Genomic DNA, 17,951 nt, shown 5'->3' on the forward strand with positions numbered 1-17,951 from the left:
GTGCCCAGGGCATACGACGCTGCGGCGCGTGTCACGGATGCAGGAGTGGCAACACGGATGCGCCAAGGCGAAACACGAATGCGTCACGGCGCAACGTGACCGCAACCTGCGAACACGCCGGTGTGGCCTGAGCCGATCCGGTGCAGGACTGCGGCGACCTCACGGATGCGTCATCCGGAGGACGTCCAGCGCCTCGTCCAGCTGCTCGATCGTCAGGTCGCCCCGCTCCACGTACCCGGCCTCCAGGACCACCTGGCGGATCGTCTTACGCTCGGCCAACGCCCGCTTCGCCACCTTCGCCGCCTCCTCGTACCCGATGTACTTGTTCAGCGGGGTCACGACGGACGGCGAGGACTCGGCGTACTCACGGGCCCGCTCGCGGTTCGCCGTGATGCCGTCCACGGTCCGGTCGGCCAGCAGCCGCGAGGCGTTCGCGAGGAGCCGGACGGACTCCAGCACGTTCTTGGCGATCACCGGCAGCATGACGTTGAGCTCGAAGTTCCCCGCGGCACCGGCCACCGTGACCGTCGTGTCGTTGCCCGTGACCTGCGCGGCGACCATCAGGACGGCCTCGGGGATGACCGGGTTGACCTTGCCCGGCATGATCGACGAACCGGGCTGGAGGTCGGGCAGGGCGATCTCGGCGAGCCCGGTGCGCGGGCCGCTGGACATCCACCGCAGATCGTTCGCGATCTTCGTCAGACCGACGGCGATCGTACGGAGCTGCCCACTCGTCTCCACGATGCCGTCACGCGCGCCCTGCGCCTCGAAGTGGTTGCGCGCCTCGGTGAGCGGCAGCCCGGTGGCCCGCGCCACCTCGGCGATCACGGCGGCCGAGAAGCCGGGAGGCGTGTTGATACCGGTGCCCACGGCCGTACCCCCGAGCGGCAGTTCGGCCAGCCGCGGCAGCGAGGCTTGCAGCCGCTCGACGCCGTATCGCACCTGGGCCGCGTACCCGCCGAACTCCTGGCCGAGGGTGACGGGCGTGGCGTCCATCAAGTGCGTACGCCCGGACTTCACCACGTCCGCGAATTCGGCCGACTTCCGCTCCAGGGAGGCCGCCAGATGCTCGAGAGCCGGAATCAGATCGTGCGTCACGGCGGCGGTGGCGGCGATGTGGATGGAGGACGGGAAGACGTCGTTGGACGACTGGGACGCGTTCACATGGTCGTTCGGGTGTACGGGCCGTCCGAGCCGCTCGCTGGCAAGGGTGGCCAGCACCTCGTTGGTGTTCATGTTCGACGACGTACCGGACCCCGTCTGGAACACGTCCACGGGGAAGTGCTCGTCCCACCGCCCCTCGGCGACCTCCTCCGCCGCATCCACGATGGCGTCCGCGATGTCCTTGTCGAGCACCCCGAGTTCGGCGTTCACCTTGGCGGCGGCGGCCTTGATACGCGCCAGCGCCTCGATGTGCGCCCGCTCGAGACGCTGCCCGGAGACTGGGAAGTTCTCCACGGCCCGCTGCGTCTGGGCCCGCCACTTGGCGTGCGCGGGGACGCGTACTTCGCCCATGGAGTCGTGCTCGATGCGGTAGCGCTGGCCGCCGCTGTCTTCGGTCGTCGTCATCGTCGTACCTCCAGGGAGGAGAGCGTGGGGTCGGTGGGACGTATTCCCCTTTCGGGATCTTCCCCTCACAGGTCTTTCCGTTCAGGCGCGAGTAGGACTCGGTTAGGCCTTCCCGATCACGAGGGTAGGGAGCTCTCGGTCGAATGCGGCTGCTGGATGTTTGACGGAGGTTTGGGATGGGTGCAGTGACGCCGCAGCGCGACAGGGACGTCATGGAGGGCGGGGCCCAGCTCGGCGACCCCTGGCAGGGAGTGGACGGGGATGCCCTGGCACGGGCCGTCCGTGAGCAGTCCGAGCGGCCGGTGCTCGGCGTGGACGACATGGCGTCCTATCTCGCGGCCCAGGTGTCGGACACCTCGCACCGCGAGGTGGTGGGCCCGCTCCTCGACGGTCAGGGCGCGAGCGGTGTCGTGGTGCGGCGTGGCGTGGTCATCGCCTCGTGGGGCGACCCGGCGCGCGAGGAGATGGCCTACAGCGCGACCAAGAGCGTCCTGTCCCTGGTGGCCGGCGTCGCCTTCGACGACGGGCTGCTGCGCCTGGACGAGCCGGTGTCCACGTCGGTCGACCTGCCACAGTTCGCCGACGCCCATGGGCGCGCGATCACGTGGCGGCATCTGCTCGACCAGACCAGCCAGTGGGAGGGCGAGCTGTGGGGCAAGCCGACGCGAGTCGACGCGCAGCGCACCCGTGAGGGCACGGAGTCGGCGGGCGGCCCGCCCGGCGAGGGCTGGGCCTACAACGACGTACGCGTGAACCTCACCGCCCTCGCGCTCACGGCCTTGTCGGGCCGTTCCCTGCCGGACGTCCTGCGCGAGGGGATCATGACGGCGATCGGCGCATCCGACGGGTGGTCCTGGCACGGCTACGAGAACTCGGTGGTCGAGGTCGACGGCGCCCGGGTGCCCGTGGTGTCCGGCGGCGCACACTGGGGCGGCGGCCTGTGGATCAGCGCCCTCGACCTGGCTCGCATCGGCCAGCTCTGTCTGCGCGGCGGGCTGTGGGGCGAGCGTCGGGTCGTCTCGCAGCGGTGGATCGAGGAGCTGTGGACGCCCTGCCGTGTCAAGCCGAACTACGGCCTGTCCTGGTGGTTGAACGACGACCGCGCGGTGTGGCCCGCAGCGCCCGCGACCGGGCGCTGCGCCCGCGGCAACGGCGGTAGCCACCTGTTGTGGGTCGATCCGGCGCGTGACCTGGTGATCAGCTCGCGCTGGGGGGCGGGGGTCGAGTCGCTCCTGGTGGGCGTCTCGCGGGCGGTGGTGCCCAACTCGTCCGAACTGGCCTGATAGGGCAGCATGAAACGAGCCCCACCAGCGTCATACGGGCTTCGTGAGATCTACGGTCCGCAAGTTGGCTATGAGAGCCCGGAGTTGGCGCGGGCCGGTGGACAGGATCACCTCAGGCTCATCGCTCTCTCGGAGGAGGATCGTTCCGTCCGGAGCGGCGGCCAGGTAGACGCAGGAGGAGGCTGTCTCGCTGTAGGTGGACTTCTGCCAGTTGAGTTCGGTCACGGTTACGTCTTCCGTCAGAGGTTCTTGGCGATGTTGTGGATCAGGTCTCGGGACGCGTGCGGCGCGAGGGCGGCTTGCTCCATGCGGTCCAGTACGAGCCTGTAGGACTCCAATTTTCCTGCTGCATCGACGAGTTCACTGCCGTGAGTGGTGTCCAGCTGTGCGGTGTCCAGGGTCGTCACGGGGCCGTAGGCGTAATCCACACCATGGCCCGCAGTAGGGAACGAGGTGCCGTCGAACGGGATGACGCGGACGGTGATGTGCGGCTGTTCGCTGATCTCGGCGATGTGACCAAGCTGAGCCCGGCTCACCTCGCGGCCACCGAACTGCATGCGCAGGGCGGCCTCGTGGATGATCGCGGTGTACGGCACCGGTTGGTCGCGTACGAGGACCGCCTGGCGCTTGACGCGGTGTGAGACGCGGAACTCGATCTCGTGTGGGCGTAGGGCGGGCACGACTTCCCGGAACAGCGCGCGAGCGTGTTCGGGGGTTTGCAGCAGCCCGGGGATGTTGATGACCTGGGCGACACGCAAGGCGGTCGCGTGGTGCTCCATCTCGGCCAGGTCCAGTAGCGGGGATGGCAGGGTGTCGCGGTACTCCTCCCACCATCCGCGTGTGCGCTCCGCCGCCATGCCGGCGAGGGCTTCGACCAGAGCATGATCGGTACAGCCGTAGATGTGGGCGAGGGTGCGTACGCGATCCGCGTCGCCCAGGGCGCGGGCGGCCTGAGCGGCGGTCATGCCTGCTCGCTCGCGGAGTCGGCGCGCCGTCGGGGCACTCCTCGGGGCCATGTCGCTAGCTCCATTCCGTACACGTACGACCCCCGTGTCGCACGTATCGCCCGCCGAACCCTGCGCGCCGTCCTCGCCGAGCACGGCATGACCGAACTGGCTGATCCAGCAGAGCTGTTGACGTGCGAGCTCGTCACCAATGCCTACCGGCACTCCAAGGGGCCCGCCGCCCTGCGGCTGCGCGCGCTAGACGGTGGGCGGCTGCGGCTGAGCGTGTGGGACAGCAATCCGCACATCCCGCCTCCCTTCGACCGTGGGCACGGTCCGTTTCGCCCAGTGGTCGTACCGGGGGAGGCCGAGCGCGGGCGCGGGTTGTTTCTCGTATGCCATTACGCGCAGGCCTGGGGTGGCTGGCCCTTGGGTGATGACCTCTTCGGCAGGGGCGGAAAGCTGCTGTGGTGTGAACTCGGTGCCGCCCGGTTTCCTGCCCCAAACGGCACCGCCCTCACCTGCGACGCGACGCAGGTGAGGGCGGTCCATCAGACATATGCGGTTACGCCAGCCCGGGTCCCCGAACCGGAATCGACGTGAACGTCGGAGCCGGTGCCGGGTCCTGGAAGAAGTCGTTGCCCTTGTCGTCTACGACGATGAACGCCGGGAAGTCCTCGACCTCGATCTTCCAGATGGCCTCCATGCCGAGCTCCTCGTACTCGACGACCTCGACCTTCTTGATGCAGTCCTGGGCGAGGCGGGCGGCGGGGCCGCCGATGGAGCCGAGGTAGAAGCCGCCGTGGGCGTCGCACGCGTCCGTGACCTGCTTGCTGCGGTTGCCCTTGGCGAGCATGACCTTGGAGCCGCCCGCCGCCTGGAACTGCTCGACGTACGAGTCCATGCGGCCGGCCGTCGTCGGGCCGAAGGAACCGGACGCGTAGCCCTCGGGGGTCTTGGCCGGACCCGCGTAGTAGACCGGGTGGTCCTTCAGGTACTGCGGCATCTCCTCGCCCGCGTCAAGGCGCTCCTTGATCTTCGCGTGGGCGATGTCGCGGGCCACGACCAGCGGGCCGGACAGGGACAGGCGGGTCTTCACCGGGTACTTCGTCAGCTCGGCGAGGATGTCGTCCATCGGCTGGTTGAGGTCGATCTTGACGACGTCGCCGTCCTGCTCGAGGTGCTCGTCCGTGGTGTCCGGCAGGAAGCGCGCCGGGTCGGTCTCCAGCTGCTCAAGGAAGACGCCCTCGGCGGTGATCTTCGCGACGGCCTGGCGGTCGGCCGAGCAGGAGACGGCGATGGCGACCGGGCAGGACGCGCCGTGGCGGGGGAGGCGGACGACCCGGACGTCGTGGCAGAAGTACTTGCCGCCGAACTGCGCACCGATACCGATCTTCTGCGTGAGCTCGAAGACCTTCTCCTCCAGCTCCTTGTCACGGAAGCCGTTGCCCAGCGGGGAGCCCTCGCTCGGCAGCTCGTCGAGGTAGTGCGCGGAGGCGTACTTCGCGGTCTTCAGGGCGAACTCGGCGCTCGTGCCGCCGACGACGATCGCCAGGTGGTACGGCGGGCAGGCGGCCGTACCGAGCGAACGGATCTTCTCCTCGAGGAACTTCATCATCGAAGCCTCGTTGAGGACCGCCTTCGTCTCCTGGTACAGGAACGACTTGTTGGCGCTTCCGCCGCCCTTGGCCATGAACAGGAACTTGTACGCGCCGCCGTCCGTCGCGTACAGCTCGATCTGCGCCGGGAGGTTGGAGCCGGTGTTCTTCTCCTCCCACATGGTGAGCGGAGCCATCTGCGAGTAGCGCAGGTTGAGCTTGGTGTACGCGTCGTAGATGCCGCGGCTCAGGGCCTCCTCGTCGCCGCCCTCCGTGAGGACGTTCTGGCCGCGCTTGCCCATCACGATCGCGGTGCCGGTGTCCTGGCACATCGGCAGCACGCCCGCGGCCGCGATGTTCGCGTTCTTGAGCAGGTCGAGGGCCACGAACTTGTCGTTCGACGACGCCTCGGGGTCGTCGATGATGCGCCGCAGCTGCGCGAGGTGCGCCGGGCGGAGGTAGTGCTGGATGTCGTGGATGGCCTCCTCGGCGAGCTTGCGCAGCGCCTCCGGCTCGACCTTGAGGAACGTCCGCCCGTCGGCCTCGAAGGTGGAGACACCCTCGGAGGTCACCAGCCGGTACGGCGTGGTGTCCTCTCCCGTCGGCAGCAGATCGGTATATGCGAACTCCGGCATTTCGCCCATTCCTCACTCGACAGACGTGGCGGCGGCCCTCATCGGCAGCGCTCACAGCGTCCACCAGCGTAGAACTTGGCGAGTCGGCTGAGGTTGTGAGGTAAGGCTCAGTTCGTCTGTGCGGAATCGGTCGCGGCGAATCGGTCGCGGTCGGTGGCCGCTCCGGCCGGATTGTGGGGTAGTCGCGATCTATCGCGTTTGGGTACGCTGCTGTCGTGGACCTCGAGAAGCGAGAATCAGCGATGGCTCAAGGCGACGGCCGGGCTCAGGCGGCGGGCGCGTTTCCGGCCGCGGCCCCGGACCCGGAGCCCGTGGCGCTCCGTGCCTCCGACGCGGACCGGGACCGGATCGCGGACATCCTCCGCGAGGCCCTCGCCGAGGGCAGGCTCACGGCCGACGAGCACGCCGAGCGGATCGACGGCGTCTATCGCGCGAAGACCGTCGCCGAGCTGGAACCGCTGATCCGCGATCTGCCGGCAGGCCGCGAGGCCGCCGCATCCGGTGCCGCCTCGGCCTCCGCGGACTACGTCACGGCGCCGTCGCGGCCGACCGAGGGCGCGGTGCCGGCGGTCGCCGACGACAACCTGGTCGCGGTGTTCAGCAGCTCCGTCCGCAAGGGCCGCTGGCGCGTGGGCCGCAGGACCCATGCGTACGCGATCTTCGGCAGCGTCGAGATCGACCTCAGCGAGGCGATCTTCGAGTACCAGCAGGTCGTGATCAAGGCGATCTCGGTCTTCGGCAACGTGGAGATCCGCGTCCCGGAGAACATCTCGCTGCGCGGCAACGGCGGCGGTGTGCTGGGCAACTTCGAGGTGGACACGCTCGACTCGGCCGAGCGCGACGCCCCCGTTGTCTTCGTCGACGGCCTCGCCGTCCTCGGCAACATCGAGGCAAGGCCCAAGCGGGGCAGGCTCGTCCGCGACCTGCAGGACCGTCTCGACCGCCACCTGCGTAAGCACCTGGGGCACTGAGCCGGTTCGCGCCTCCCGGGGCGTCCGGGGGTGGTGAGCGAACGCGGCTTTTGTGCGGCGAACGCCCGTGCATCGGAACTCAGTGCATAGGCGCGCGCACAGCGGGTAGACCATGCTGCATCGCCGCCGCTCGCGAAGCCGTCGTCAGGAGTAGACCGTGCTGCAACCGCCGCATCAGTCCCTGCAGGTAGCTGCCGTTCCGCCCCGGCGGGTCCCAGTGCGAGACCGCGATCAGGACAATCCATGGCACACGGAGGCCGTGTGCCGCCGTGACGAGGCCGGACTGTTCTTCGCCCCGTCCAAGGAGCCCACCGCCGCACGGCTCTCCCGTGAAGAGGCGGCCAAGCGTGTCTGCGCCCGCTGTCCCGTCATGGTCGAGTGCCGCGAACACGCCCTGCTGCAGCCCGAGCCCTACGGGGTCTGGGGCGGCCTCACCGCCGCCGAGCGCCGCGTGGTCCTGGCCCGCCGCCGCAGGCGCGAGCTGGAGCTGAAGAAGACGGCCCGGGCCGCGGACCCTATGGCTGCGGCTGGATAGTCCGTACGGAGACGCACTCCGTACGGCGAGGCAGTCCGTACGAGAGAGCCCGCACCCGAAAGCCCGTACGTGACGTGGGGCGCCCTCCCGCACAGAGGGCGCCCCACGTCGCGTGGCCGGAGACCGGCCGTTCGTTACTTCGCGCGGTCGAAGTCGATGGCGCTGTAGGCACGCAGCTTCGACAGACGGTGCACCGAGTCGATCTGCCGGATCGTGCCGGACTTGGACCGCATGACCAGCGACGAGGTCGACGCCGTCTCCGCTCGGTACTGCACACCGCGCAGCAGCTCACCGTCGGTGATGCCGGTCGCGACGAAGAACACGTTCTCGCCGGAGACCAGGTCGTTGGTGGACAGGACGCGGTCGAGGTCATGGCCGGCGTCGATGGCGCGCTGCCGCTCCTCGTCGTCCTTGGGCCACAGCTTGCCCTGGATGGTGCCGCCCAGGCACTTGATCGCGCACGCCGAGATGATGCCCTCCGGCGTACCGCCGATGCCCATCAGCAGGTCGATGCCGCTGCCCTCGCGGACGGCCAGGATGGAGCCCGCGACATCGCCGTCGGAGATCAGCTTGATACGGGCGCCGGTCTCCCGGATCTCCTTGATGATCCCGTCGTGGCGCGGCCGGTCGAGGATGACGACGGTCACGTCCCCGGCGGAGCACCCCTTCGCTTTGGCGACCCGGCGGATGTTCACGGAGACCGGAGCGTTGATGTCGACGAAGTCCGCGGCCTCGGGGCCGGTGACGAGCTTGTCCATGTAGAAGACGGCGGACGGGTCGAACATCGTGCCGCGGTCGGCGGCGGCCAGCACCGCGATGGCGTTCGGCATGCCCTTGGCGCACAGCGTGGTGCCGTCGATCGGGTCGACCGCGATGTCGCACTCGGCCCCGGTGCCGTCGCCGACGTGCTCTCCGTTGAAGAGCATGGGCGCCTCGTCCTTCTCCCCCTCGCCGATGACGACGACGCCGTTCATCGAGACGGTGGAGACGAGGGTGCGCATGGCCCGTACCGCGGCGCCGTCGGCGCCGTTCTTGTCCCCGCGGCCGACCCAGCGGCCCGCGGCCATCGCTGCGGCCTCGGTGACACGGACGAGTTCCATGGCGAGGTTGCGGTCGGGGGCCTCAGGTGAGACCTCGAGTTCGGAAGGCAGATGATTCTCGGTCATCGAGACGCACCTTTCTGATACGACGACGGCCGGACGAGGGTGATGTGTCCTGACTCTATCGGCAGGCTGACAAAATGAGCAGTGGGCCCCACGTTTGAGCGGGTGGGATGGGGGCCGGGCATAGCGCTCGTCACACTTCGTCCCTTTCCATGCAGGGTGGTGCCGGGCGGCCGCGGGGGACCTGCGACGATGGGGGCGTGGCAGGCATGAAAGGCAAGCAGACCGTTCGGGACATGGTGCTGTCGATGGGCGTGATCGTCCTCGTCGCGTTCTTCATATACCTCTTCATCCCGCACGACGGCTCCCAAACACCCGTGAAGCGTGTCGACTACCGCGTCGAGCTGCTGACGGCGCGCCGCGCGGCGGCGTACCCGGTGGCGGCGCCAGAGGGCCTGCCCAAGGAGTGGAAGCCGACGTCGGTGCGGTATCAGGGCGCCGACCATGACGCGTGGCACCTGGGCTTCCACACGGCCGACGGCCAGTACGTCGCCATCGAGCAGTCCACCGAGAAGCCGTCCCAGTTCATCGAGAGCAAGAGCCAGGGCGCCGAGAAGACGAAGGTCACCCAGCAGATCGGCGACCAGACGTGGCAGCGCTACGAGGGCCCGAAGTACGACGCGCTCGTACTCGAGGGCGATGGCTACACGACGGTGGTGACGGGCACGGGTTCGTTCGGCCAGCTCACGAAGATGGCGGGCGCGCTGAAGGCGACGTGAGACGTCTTGACCGCTGTGGGCAGGCGTTAACCGTTGTGGGCAGGCGTTCCACAGGGCGATGGGGGTCCCTCCCTGCTCGAGCGAAGCCGAGAGCTTGGGGGAGGGCGGGCACAACCCACGACGTACGGTGCCCCTTAAGGCGTAGGTGAGAAAAAGGAAGGCCCCCGGCATTCGCCGGGGGCCTTCTCGCTGGCGCAGGAACGTCAGACCGTGGTCACGACCTGCTCGAACTCCAGCCGCGGAGACCGCGGGAACCACGCGTTCTCACCGGGCTTGCCGATGTTGACGATCATCAGCGGCGTGTGTTCGTCGTCCAGGAACTCCTTCTGGACGCCCGCGAAGTCGAAGCCGGTCATCGGCCCGGCGGCCAGCCCGGCGGCACGCACACCGACGATGAAGTACGCGGCCTGCAGCGCGGCGTTCAGGCCCGCGGCCTGCTCGCGGACCGGGCGCTCCGAGAAGAAGGCGTCCTTGGCCTGCGGGAAGTGCGGGAAGAGCTGCGGCAGCTCCTCGTGGAACTCGTTGTCCGCGGAGAGGATCGCGACGAGCGGGGCGGAGGCGGTCTTCGGCTGGTTGCCCTCGGCCATGTGCTTCACCAGGCGCTCACGGGCCTCGGGGGAGCGGACCAGGGTGATGCGCAGCGGGGACTGGTTGAAGGCGGTCGGACCGTACTTGACCAGGTCGTAGATCGCCTGCACCTGCTCCTCGGTCACCGGCTCGTCGGTGAAGGTGTTCGCGGTGCGGGCCTCACGGAAGAGCAGGTCCTGGGCGGCGGGGTCAAGAACGAGGGACATGAATGAACCTTTTCGAGATACGCGTTCGATCCGGCAGGTCAGGGCGCGGATCAAGCTGGCAGGAGCGACCGTACCCAGATGACGTTTAAAGTTCAACCAAAGCCGGGGGCTCCGGTGACCGGTTTCACGAACCTGCTACGCCTGGGACGGCCGCACCCTCGGTGGAGTGACACTTCCACGGTGCCGGGCGCGGGCCGTCGGCCTCCACGGCCGATGTGCCTGAGCCGGACGGGCGAAGTGCCCTCTCGGTATGGGCGAAGGGCCCGGCCACGGGCCCCCGATATACGGGTCCAGCCATCCGCCCAGAGGCCTATCAGCCGTCGGCGCCGTCCCCCGTACCCCCGTCGGCCTCCTCGTCCGCCGCCAGTGCGGCGTCCAGCCGAGCCCGAGCACCCTCCAGCCAGTGCCGGCACACCTTGGCCAGCTCCTCGCCCCGCTCCCACAGGGCCAGGGACTCCTCGAGCGTGGTGCCGCCCGCCTCGAGGCGTCGTACGACCTCGATCAGCTCGTCCCGCGCCTGCTCGTAGCCGAGAGTGCTCGCCGACTCGTTCGGCCTGGCCCCGTCCGTCCTGCTGGTCATGCGCCCACCCTATGCATCGACTCGTCCCGTCCGTGCCGGCCCTGTGGCCCGCACCGTGAACTCGCCCTCGGCGACCCGGGCCCGGAGCTCCTCGTCGGCCGCCACCTCGTCCGGCGCCCGGACCACGTGGCCGTCGGCCTTCTGCAGGACCGCGTACCCCCGTCGCAGCGTCGCCGCGGGTGAGAGGGCCACCACGCGCGCGTGCGTGTGCGTGAGCTCCGAGTCCGCGCGGTCCAGGCAGTGGGCCAGTGTGCGGCGGCTGCGCGCGAGGAGGGCCTCGACGTGCTGCTCGCGCTCCTCGACCATGCGGTGCGGATCCTGCATGCAGGGCCTGCTCAGGGCGTGCATGAGCCCCCGCTCCTCGCGGTCGACGAAGGCCTCCGCGCAGCGCCGGGCCCGGTTCCGCAGCGACTGAACCCGCTCCAGCTCCTCGCCGACGTCCGGCACGACCTTCTTGGCCGCGTCGGTCGGCGTGGAGGCGCGCAGGTCCGCCACGAAGTCGAGGAGCGGGTTGTCCGGCTCGTGCCCGATCGCCGAGACCACCGGCGTACGACAGGACGCCACCGCCCGTACCAGCTGCTCGTCCGAGAACGGGAGCAGGTCCTCCACGCTGCCGCCGCCGCGAGCGACGATGATCACATCGACCTCGTCGAGCGCGTCCAGGTCCTTCACGGCCTGCACGACCTGCGGGACCGCGTGCACGCCCTGCACGGCGACGTTGCGCACCTCGAAGCGGACGGCCGGCCAGCGGTGCCGGGCGTTCTCCAGTACGTCCCGCTCGGCCGCCGAGGCGCGGCCGCAGACCAGGCCGATGAGCTGCGGCAGGAAGGGCAGGGGCTTCTTGCGCTCGGGCGCGAAGAGTCCCTCGCCTGCCAGTGTCTTCTTGAGCCGCTCCAGCCGGGCCAGCAGCTCGCCCATTCCCACGGGCCGTATCTCGGCGGCCCGCAGCGACAGCTGCCCCCGCGGCGCGTACCACTCCGGCTTGGCGTGCACCACCACGCGGGCGCCCTCGGACACTACGTCGGCCACCGCGTCGAACACCTGGCGGTAGCAGGTGACGCCGACCGAGATGTCGTACGACGGGTCGCGCAGCGTCATGAAGACGACGCCCGCACCCGGGCGCCGCGAGAGCTGGGTGATCTGGCCCTCGACCCACACGGCCCCGAGCCGGTCGATCCAGCCCCCGATGAGCCGCGACACCTCACCGACGGGCAGCGGTGCTTCGACAGACGAGTTCACAGCCATGCGGCGAGCCTAGCCGCCGACACCGACAATCCCGGGGGCTCTCCTCTCCCCCCAGGGGCCGAGGAGTGGATCTCCGGGCCGCCGGGTGCGGCCTTTACGATGGTGGGCATGACTGCTTCGCCTTCCCGCAAGGTCCTGCTCGCCGCCCCCCGTGGCTACTGCGCGGGTGTGGACCGCGCCGTCATCGCCGTCGAGAAGGCCCTTGAGCAGTACGGGGCCCCGATCTACGTCCGTCACGAGATCGTCCACAACAAGTACGTCGTGCAGACCCTGGAGCGGAAGGGCGCGATCTTCGTCGAGCAGACGGCGGAGGTCCCCGAGGGGTCGATCGTGATGTTCTCGGCGCACGGTGTCGCGCCGGTCGTCCACGAGGAGGCGGCCAAGGGCAAGCTCGCGACGATCGACGCGACCTGCCCGCTGGTCACCAAGGTGCACAAGGAAGCCGTCCGCTTCGCCAACGATGACTACGACATCCTCCTGATCGGCCACGAGGGCCACGAGGAGGTCATCGGCACGTCCGGTGAGGCACCCGACCACATCACGCTGGTCGACGGCCCCGAGGACGTGGCGAACGTCGAGGTGCGCGACCCGTCGAAGGTGGTCTGGCTCTCCCAGACCACGCTGTCCGTCGACGAGACCATGGAGACCGTCGACGCGCTCAAGGAGAAGTTCCCGCAGCTCATCTCCCCGCCCAGCGACGACATCTGCTACGCGACGCAGAACCGCCAGCTGGCCGTGAAGCAGATGGGCGCCGAGGCCGACCTCGTCATCGTCGTCGGCTCCCGCAACTCCTCCAACTCCAAACGGCTCGTCGAGGTCGCCAAGCTCGCGGGCGCGCGCGAGGCGTATCTCGTCGACTTCGCCGAGGAGATCGACGAGGCCTGGCTGGAGGGCGTGGCGACGGTCGGCGTCACCTCCGGCGCCTCCGTCCCCGAGGTGCTCGTCGAAGGCGTACTGGAGTGGCTTGCGGGCCGCGGCTTCGAGGACGTGGAGATCGTCAAGGCCGCCGAGGAGTCGATCACCTTCTCGCTGCCCAAGGAGCTCCGCCGCGATCTGCGTGACGAGGCGGCGGCGCTGATCGCGGAGCGCACCGAGGGGAAGTGACCGCCCGCCCCTGAACCTCCGGTGGTTCGCGCGGTCCGGAAGAGAGTGTCGGCCGGGCGCCGTAACGTGGTGCCCATGCAGATCTTCGGTGTGGACATCGGCGGCTCAGGGATCAAGGGCGCTCCCGTGAACCTGGATCGGGGCGATCTGGCGGACGACCGCTTCAAGGTGCTGACGCCGCATCCGGCCACACCGGACGGGGTCGCCGACTGCGTCAAGGAGGTCGTGGACCACTTCGAGTGGAGCGGCCCGGTCGGTGTCACGTTCCCCGGTGTGGTCACCGGCGGCGCCACCATCCGCACGGCGGCCAACGTCGACAAGAGCTGGATCGACGTCGACGCGCGCGCCCTGCTCAGCGAGCGGCTCGGCGGCCTCCCGGTGACCGTGCTGAACGACGCGGACGCGGCGGGCGTCGCCGAGATGCAATTCGGCGCTGGGCGTGACCGTAAGGGCACGGTCATCCTGCTCACCTTCGGCACCGGCATCGGCAGCGCGCTCTTCATCGACGGCAGGCTCGTGCCGAACACGGAGATGGGCCACCTGGAGCTGCACGGCCACGACGCCGAGAAGCACGCCTCGACGAAGGTCAAGGACGACGAGGGCCTGAGCTGGGAGCAGTGGGCGCACCGCGTGCAGAAGTACCTGGCGCACGTCGAGATGCTGTTCTCGCCCGAGTTGTTCATCATCGGCGGCGGCGTCAGCCGTAAGGCACAGAAGTTCCTGCCGCTGATCAAGGGCATCAAGGCCGAGATCGTGCCCGCGGAGCTGCAGAACAACGCGGGCATCGTGGGGGCGGCGATGCGGGCGGCGGCGGAGCAGGCGTAAGACGCGGCACGGGGGAGCCGACGCCCCGGCGCCTCAGGCTAGGCGGTACGGCGCCGCGGCCGAGGCGGTCGTGGCGGGCGGCGCCGCAGCTGTGCGCGTTTACGCGCCATCAGCCTGATCTTGCGCACGGTCGTGATGACCCCGGTGATCAGCGTGCCGCCGTACAGCCAGCCGGCGTGCATCGCCAGCGCCGTGACCAGCCCCATGATCCGCTCGCCGAAGCCGCCCGAGCCGTCGGTGATCGGCAGCAGCCCGACGACGAAGGCGATCGGCACCACGATCGGCGCTGTGACCAGGTCGGCCGGCCGCACCCAGAGCGCGGTCAGCGCGCTCACCGGCAGGAACAGCACGCCGTACACAGTGAGTGAGCCGCCGAACACCACCTGGTCGACACAGGCGAGCACGAACATGGAGGCGGTGCAGAACAGCCCGATGCCGATCCCGGTGAGGCGCGGATTCGGCATCCGGCGCACGGCCTGCACCAGCCTGCGCACACTGAGCACGAAGGATGCCGCGGGGCGGTCCGGACGGGACGCCGTCCGCTCGACCGTGGCAGGCCGGCCACGTCCGCTCTGCGGGGGGAGAGGCGCGGTGCGTCGCGGCCGGGGCTTGGGGGGACGCATCCTGTGTTGCTCCACCGGTCCAACCTAGGTCGGGTAATAGGCGGAATACGTCCAGAGACACGCGTTTTGGCCGACCTTGGCCATCCGTTCCCCGCGCCTGGCCGTACTGCGGGACGCCATGGGCCCTTACGGCCGAGGACGGCTCAGGGGCGGCTCAGGGGCGGCTTCCGGGACGGCGGGGGCCCCGGCCCCCGCACGCCGTAGACTGGTGGATCGGTCCGCCCGCTGCCCCGGGCGCCGTCCACCCAGCCCCACGTCTCACGTACGGGAAGTCGCAACGTGTCGCTCACGATCGGAATCGTCGGTCTGCCGAATGTCGGCAAGTCGACCCTGTTCAACGCCCTGACCAAGAACGACGTGCTGGCGGCCAACTATCCGTTCGCCACGATCGAGCCCAACGTCGGCGTGGTCGGCGTCCCGGACGTCCGCCTCACCAAGCTGGCCGAAATCTTCTCTTCGCAGCGCACCCTGCCCGCCACGGTCGACTTCGTCGACATCGCCGGCATCGTCCGCGGCGCCAGCGAGGGCGAGGGCCTGGGCAACAAGTTCCTCGCGAACATCCGCGAGTCCGACGCGATCTGCCAGGTCATCCGCGCCTTCAAGGACGAGAACGTCGTCCACGTGGACGGCAAGGTCTCGCCGAAGGGCGACATCGAGACGATCAACACCGAGCTGATCCTGGCCGACCTGCAGACCATCGAGAAGGTCCTGCCGCGCCTCCAGAAGGAGTCGCGCATCAAGAAGGACATCCAGCCGAAGGTCAAGGCGGTCGAGGAGGCCAAGGAGATCCTGGAGGGCGGCCGCACCCTGTTCGCGGCCGGCATCAAGCAGGGCGAGGCCAACGAGGACCTCCTCCATGACCTGCACCTGCTCACCGCCAAGCCCTTCCTCTACGTCTTCAACGTCGACGAGGAAGAGCTGATCGACGAGGCCTTCAAGGCGGAGCAGCGCGCCCTCGTCGCCCCCGCCGAGGCGATCTTCCTCAACGCGAAGCTCGAGGCGGACCTTGCCGAGCTCGACGAGGACGAGGCCCTCGAGCTCCTCCAGTCCGTCGGCCAGGACGAGCCCGGCCTCGCCACGCTGGCCCGCGTCGGCTTCAACACGCTGGGCCTGCAGACGTACCTGACCGCGGGCCCCAAGGAGTCCCGCGCCTGGACCATCAAGAGGGGCGCCACGGCCCCCGAGGCGGCCGGCGTCATCCACACCGACTTCCAGAAGGGCTTCATCAAGGCCGAGGTCATCTCCTTCGAGGACCTGGTCGAATGCGGCTCGGTCCATGACGCCCGCGCGGCCGGCAAGGCCCGCATGGAGGGCAAGGACTATGTGATGCGGGACGGGGACGTGGTGGAGTTCCGCTTCAACGTGTAGCGGGCGCTATATCACCACGCGCTGATCTGGCAAATATCCAGGTCAGAGGGGGTTCGACTTTTCGGAGTCGGGCCCCTGGTTTTTTCCCGTGCTGGGATGATGCTGGGAAATCTGACCCCTCGTCACCTGTCATCACCCCTGGTCATCCCTGCCGTGCTGGGATCGTGCCGGGATGGGATGAGGACGCCCGTGCTGGGGCGTGAACCGTGCGGCGCCCCGACGTCGTCAGTCTCCTGGCTGGTGAGCCGCTTCGCGCGATCGGGTGTTACCGCAGACGTTCATGATGCTAATGTCGAAGTTACTAACATTGTTGTTAGTATCATGCGTGGAGGTCGGCGGGCATGGTGGACTTCGTGGGTCGTCGGCAGGAGCTGGCGACGCTGGACCGCGAGCTGCGGAAGGTGGCGACAGGCGCAGGGAGCGAGCGGCCGGGTCGTTGCGTGATGCTGCGTGGGCGGCGCCGGGTGGGCAAGTCGCGGCTGGTCGAGCGGTTTGCGGAGCAGTCCGGGGTGCCCTTCTTGTTCTACGCGGCCACCGGTGCGTCCCCCAGGGATGATCTGGCGCGGCTGGCTCGGGATGCTCAGGCGTCGACGTTGCCGCTGGCGCAGCTGGTGGCTGCCGCGCGGCCGGAGAGCTGGGATGCCGCGTTCGATGTGCTGGCCGCGGCGCTGCCCGCCGACCGGGCGAGCGTGCTGGTCATCGACGAAGTGCCGTACCTGATGGATGCCGATGGGGCCTTCGAGGGAATGCTGCAGCGGGCCTGGGACCGGGTGCTGGAGACCAAACCTGTGTTGCTGGTACTCATCGGCTCGGATCTGTCGATGATGGAGGCGCTGAACAGCTACGGGCGACCCTTCCATCAGCGCGGCCGGGAGATGGTGCTCGGGCCACTGAACCCCGCCGAGGTGGGGCGCATGCTCGGGTTGGATCCGGCGGATGCCGCCGACGCCGCGCTGGTCACCGGCGGGCTGCCGCTGATCTGCGCGGAGTGGCCGCACGGCGCGGGGTTGTGGGACTTCCTCGGCGAGGCGCTGAACGATCCGGTCTCAGCTCTACTGGTATCGGCCGAGCGCTCGCTGGCAGCGGAGTTCCCGCCCCAGGCCCAGGCCCGTGCGGTGCTGGCGGCGATCGGCAGTGGCGAGCGGACCTTCACCAACATCGCCCGCTCGGCTGGCGGGATCGGAGCGACCCCGCTGCAGCGAGCGCTGGAGCTGCTGGCGGACAAGCGGATTGTCGCCGGGGAGCTGCCCGTATCGCTGCGTCCGTCGAAGGACCGTCGCTACCGGGTGACGGATCCCTATCTGCGGTTCTGGCTGCATCTGCTCGGGCCCTCCATGGGGGAGATCGAGCGGGGGCGGGGCGACCTGACCCTGGCGCGGATCCGGGAGAACTGGACCAGTTGGCGCGGCCGGGCCGTCGAGCCGCTCATCCGCGAGGCGCTCGCCCGGATACTGCCCGACGAGCAGCTGCCTGCTGCCCCGGCGGTGGGTGGCTACTGGACGCGTACCCACAACGTCGAAATCGACATCGTCGGGGCGGACCGCGCACCCATCGCCAAGGAGCTGCTCTTCGTAGGCTCCATCAAGTGGCTGGAGCAGTCGCCCTTCGACCGGCACGACCTGGCAGCCCTCCACCGCCACCGGGCCGCCCTCACCGATGAACCCGTTCCAGCCGTGGCGGTCTCGCGCAGCGGAGTCGACTGCCCGGGGCTCGATGCCGTCTACGGCCCCGGCGACTTGCTGACAGCTTGGCCGCTGTGAGCGGCGGATCGCAGGCGAGGCGACGTGCGCTGTTTGCGGAAGATCGAGATGACGGACTTGGCGGGCGCGATCAGGTCGAAGACGTTGCGGAGAAGCCCGACAGACCTCGGCCCGTTGTCGGCGCTGTTGTGTAGCGTTGGCGGTCCTGAGCCTTCTCGTACTTTGTCGCGGCTCCCGTGCTGGGATCGTGCTGGGATGGGATGAGGACGCCCGTGCCGGGTCGGGCACTGTCCAG

Annotated in this window: 18 protein-coding genes; 9 read left to right on the top strand and 9 right to left on the bottom strand. The window is 69.2% G+C overall.

Annotated features, from left to right (window positions below; all coding sequences use genetic code 11):
* Positions 1-159 precede the first annotated feature (159 nt).
* A complete protein-coding gene (locus tag ABT009_RS18310; RefSeq protein WP_351295315.1) occupies positions 160-1,569 on the bottom strand; it encodes a class II fumarate hydratase in 1,410 nt (469 codons plus the stop codon).
* A 176-nt stretch (positions 1,570-1,745) separates the two neighbouring features.
* On the opposite strand from ABT009_RS18310, the gene ABT009_RS18315 reads away from it, so the two are divergent.
* On the top strand, positions 1,746-2,852 hold the full coding sequence (locus ABT009_RS18315) for a serine hydrolase domain-containing protein (protein WP_351295318.1): 1,107 nt from the start codon (positions 1,746-1,748) through the stop codon (positions 2,850-2,852).
* A 30-nt stretch (positions 2,853-2,882) separates the two neighbouring features.
* On the opposite strand, the gene ABT009_RS18320 is transcribed toward ABT009_RS18315, so the two are convergent.
* The gene (locus ABT009_RS18320; RefSeq protein ID WP_351295320.1) at positions 2,883-3,077 is read right to left on the bottom strand and encodes a DUF397 domain-containing protein; all 195 of its coding nucleotides are present in this window, start codon (positions 3,075-3,077) and stop codon (positions 2,883-2,885) included.
* A 14-nt stretch (positions 3,078-3,091) separates the two neighbouring features.
* Positions 3,092-3,868, bottom strand: a complete 777-nt coding sequence (locus ABT009_RS18325) for a DUF5753 domain-containing protein (protein WP_502989905.1) — start codon at positions 3,866-3,868, stop codon at positions 3,092-3,094.
* Between the two features lie 87 nt (positions 3,869-3,955).
* On the opposite strand from ABT009_RS18325, the gene ABT009_RS18330 reads away from it, so the two are divergent.
* Positions 3,956-4,399, top strand: coding sequence for an ATP-binding protein (locus ABT009_RS18330; protein WP_502989906.1), 444 nt, complete (start codon positions 3,956-3,958; stop codon positions 4,397-4,399).
* Here the strand turns inward: ABT009_RS18330 and ABT009_RS18335 are convergent.
* The gene (locus ABT009_RS18335) at positions 4,362-6,029 is read right to left on the bottom strand and encodes a fumarate hydratase (RefSeq protein WP_351295327.1); all 1,668 of its coding nucleotides are present in this window, start codon (positions 6,027-6,029) and stop codon (positions 4,362-4,364) included. The two genes, ABT009_RS18330 and ABT009_RS18335, sit on opposite strands and share 38 nt — an antisense overlap.
* 215 nt (positions 6,030-6,244) lie before the next feature.
* Between ABT009_RS18335 and ABT009_RS18340 the strand changes: the two genes are divergently transcribed.
* Together ABT009_RS18340 and ABT009_RS18345 are read left to right on the top strand one after the other, a co-directional pair.
* Entirely contained in the window at positions 6,245-7,000 is a 756-nt protein-coding gene (locus ABT009_RS18340) for a DUF1707 SHOCT-like domain-containing protein (protein ID WP_351295330.1), read from the top strand.
* A 157-nt stretch (positions 7,001-7,157) separates the two neighbouring features.
* The gene (locus tag ABT009_RS18345) at positions 7,158-7,535 is read left to right on the top strand and encodes a WhiB family transcriptional regulator (protein WP_351295333.1); all 378 of its coding nucleotides are present in this window, start codon (positions 7,158-7,160) and stop codon (positions 7,533-7,535) included.
* Positions 7,536-7,669: 134 nt separating this feature from the next.
* Here ABT009_RS18345 and glpX read toward each other — a convergent pair whose 3' ends face one another.
* Positions 7,670-8,701 (bottom strand): class II fructose-bisphosphatase, encoded by a 1,032-nt coding sequence (glpX, locus tag ABT009_RS18350; protein ID WP_351295336.1) that lies wholly within the window; start codon positions 8,699-8,701, stop codon positions 7,670-7,672.
* Between the two features lie 197 nt (positions 8,702-8,898).
* Between glpX and ABT009_RS18355 the strand changes: the two genes are divergently transcribed.
* Positions 8,899-9,417 carry a DUF4245 domain-containing protein gene (locus ABT009_RS18355; RefSeq protein WP_351295339.1) on the top strand — a complete coding sequence of 173 codons (519 nt, stop codon included), beginning with the start codon at positions 8,899-8,901 and terminating at the stop codon, positions 9,415-9,417.
* A gap of 203 nt (positions 9,418-9,620) precedes the next feature.
* On the opposite strand, the gene ABT009_RS18360 is transcribed toward ABT009_RS18355, so the two are convergent.
* From ABT009_RS18360 to xseA, 3 genes are all read right to left on the bottom strand, one after another.
* A complete protein-coding gene (locus ABT009_RS18360; protein WP_351295342.1) occupies positions 9,621-10,211 on the bottom strand; it encodes a malonic semialdehyde reductase in 591 nt (196 codons plus the stop codon).
* A gap of 313 nt (positions 10,212-10,524) precedes the next feature.
* Positions 10,525-10,791 (bottom strand): exodeoxyribonuclease VII small subunit, encoded by a 267-nt coding sequence (locus ABT009_RS18365; protein WP_351295345.1) that lies wholly within the window; start codon positions 10,789-10,791, stop codon positions 10,525-10,527.
* A gap of 9 nt (positions 10,792-10,800) precedes the next feature.
* The gene (gene xseA / locus ABT009_RS18370; RefSeq protein ID WP_351295348.1) at positions 10,801-12,036 is read right to left on the bottom strand and encodes an exodeoxyribonuclease VII large subunit; all 1,236 of its coding nucleotides are present in this window, start codon (positions 12,034-12,036) and stop codon (positions 10,801-10,803) included.
* A 99-nt stretch (positions 12,037-12,135) separates the two neighbouring features.
* On the opposite strand from xseA, the gene ABT009_RS18375 reads away from it, so the two are divergent.
* A complete protein-coding gene (locus tag ABT009_RS18375) occupies positions 12,136-13,140 on the top strand; it encodes a 4-hydroxy-3-methylbut-2-enyl diphosphate reductase (RefSeq protein ID WP_351295351.1) in 1,005 nt (334 codons plus the stop codon).
* A gap of 75 nt (positions 13,141-13,215) precedes the next feature.
* The gene (gene ppgK, locus ABT009_RS18380; protein ID WP_351295354.1) at positions 13,216-13,965 is read left to right on the top strand and encodes a polyphosphate--glucose phosphotransferase; all 750 of its coding nucleotides are present in this window, start codon (positions 13,216-13,218) and stop codon (positions 13,963-13,965) included.
* A gap of 38 nt (positions 13,966-14,003) precedes the next feature.
* Here ppgK and ABT009_RS18385 read toward each other — a convergent pair whose 3' ends face one another.
* Positions 14,004-14,429, bottom strand: a complete 426-nt coding sequence (locus tag ABT009_RS18385) for a DUF6542 domain-containing protein (protein WP_351295357.1) — start codon at positions 14,427-14,429, stop codon at positions 14,004-14,006.
* A 438-nt stretch (positions 14,430-14,867) separates the two neighbouring features.
* Between ABT009_RS18385 and ychF the strand changes: the two genes are divergently transcribed.
* Both ychF and ABT009_RS18395 read left to right on the top strand, forming a co-directional pair.
* Complete coding sequence (gene ychF / locus ABT009_RS18390) at positions 14,868-15,956, top strand: redox-regulated ATPase YchF (RefSeq protein ID WP_351295360.1); 1,089 nt, start codon at positions 14,868-14,870, stop codon at positions 15,954-15,956.
* Between the two features lie 341 nt (positions 15,957-16,297).
* A complete protein-coding gene (locus ABT009_RS18395; RefSeq protein WP_351295363.1) occupies positions 16,298-17,716 on the top strand; it encodes an ATP-binding protein in 1,419 nt (472 codons plus the stop codon).
* Positions 17,717-17,951 lie beyond the last annotated feature (235 nt).

Origin of the sequence: Streptomyces sp. NPDC002896 (genome assembly GCF_040295225.1) — a bacterium.
GTDB lineage: Bacteria > Actinomycetota > Actinomycetes > Streptomycetales > Streptomycetaceae > Streptomyces.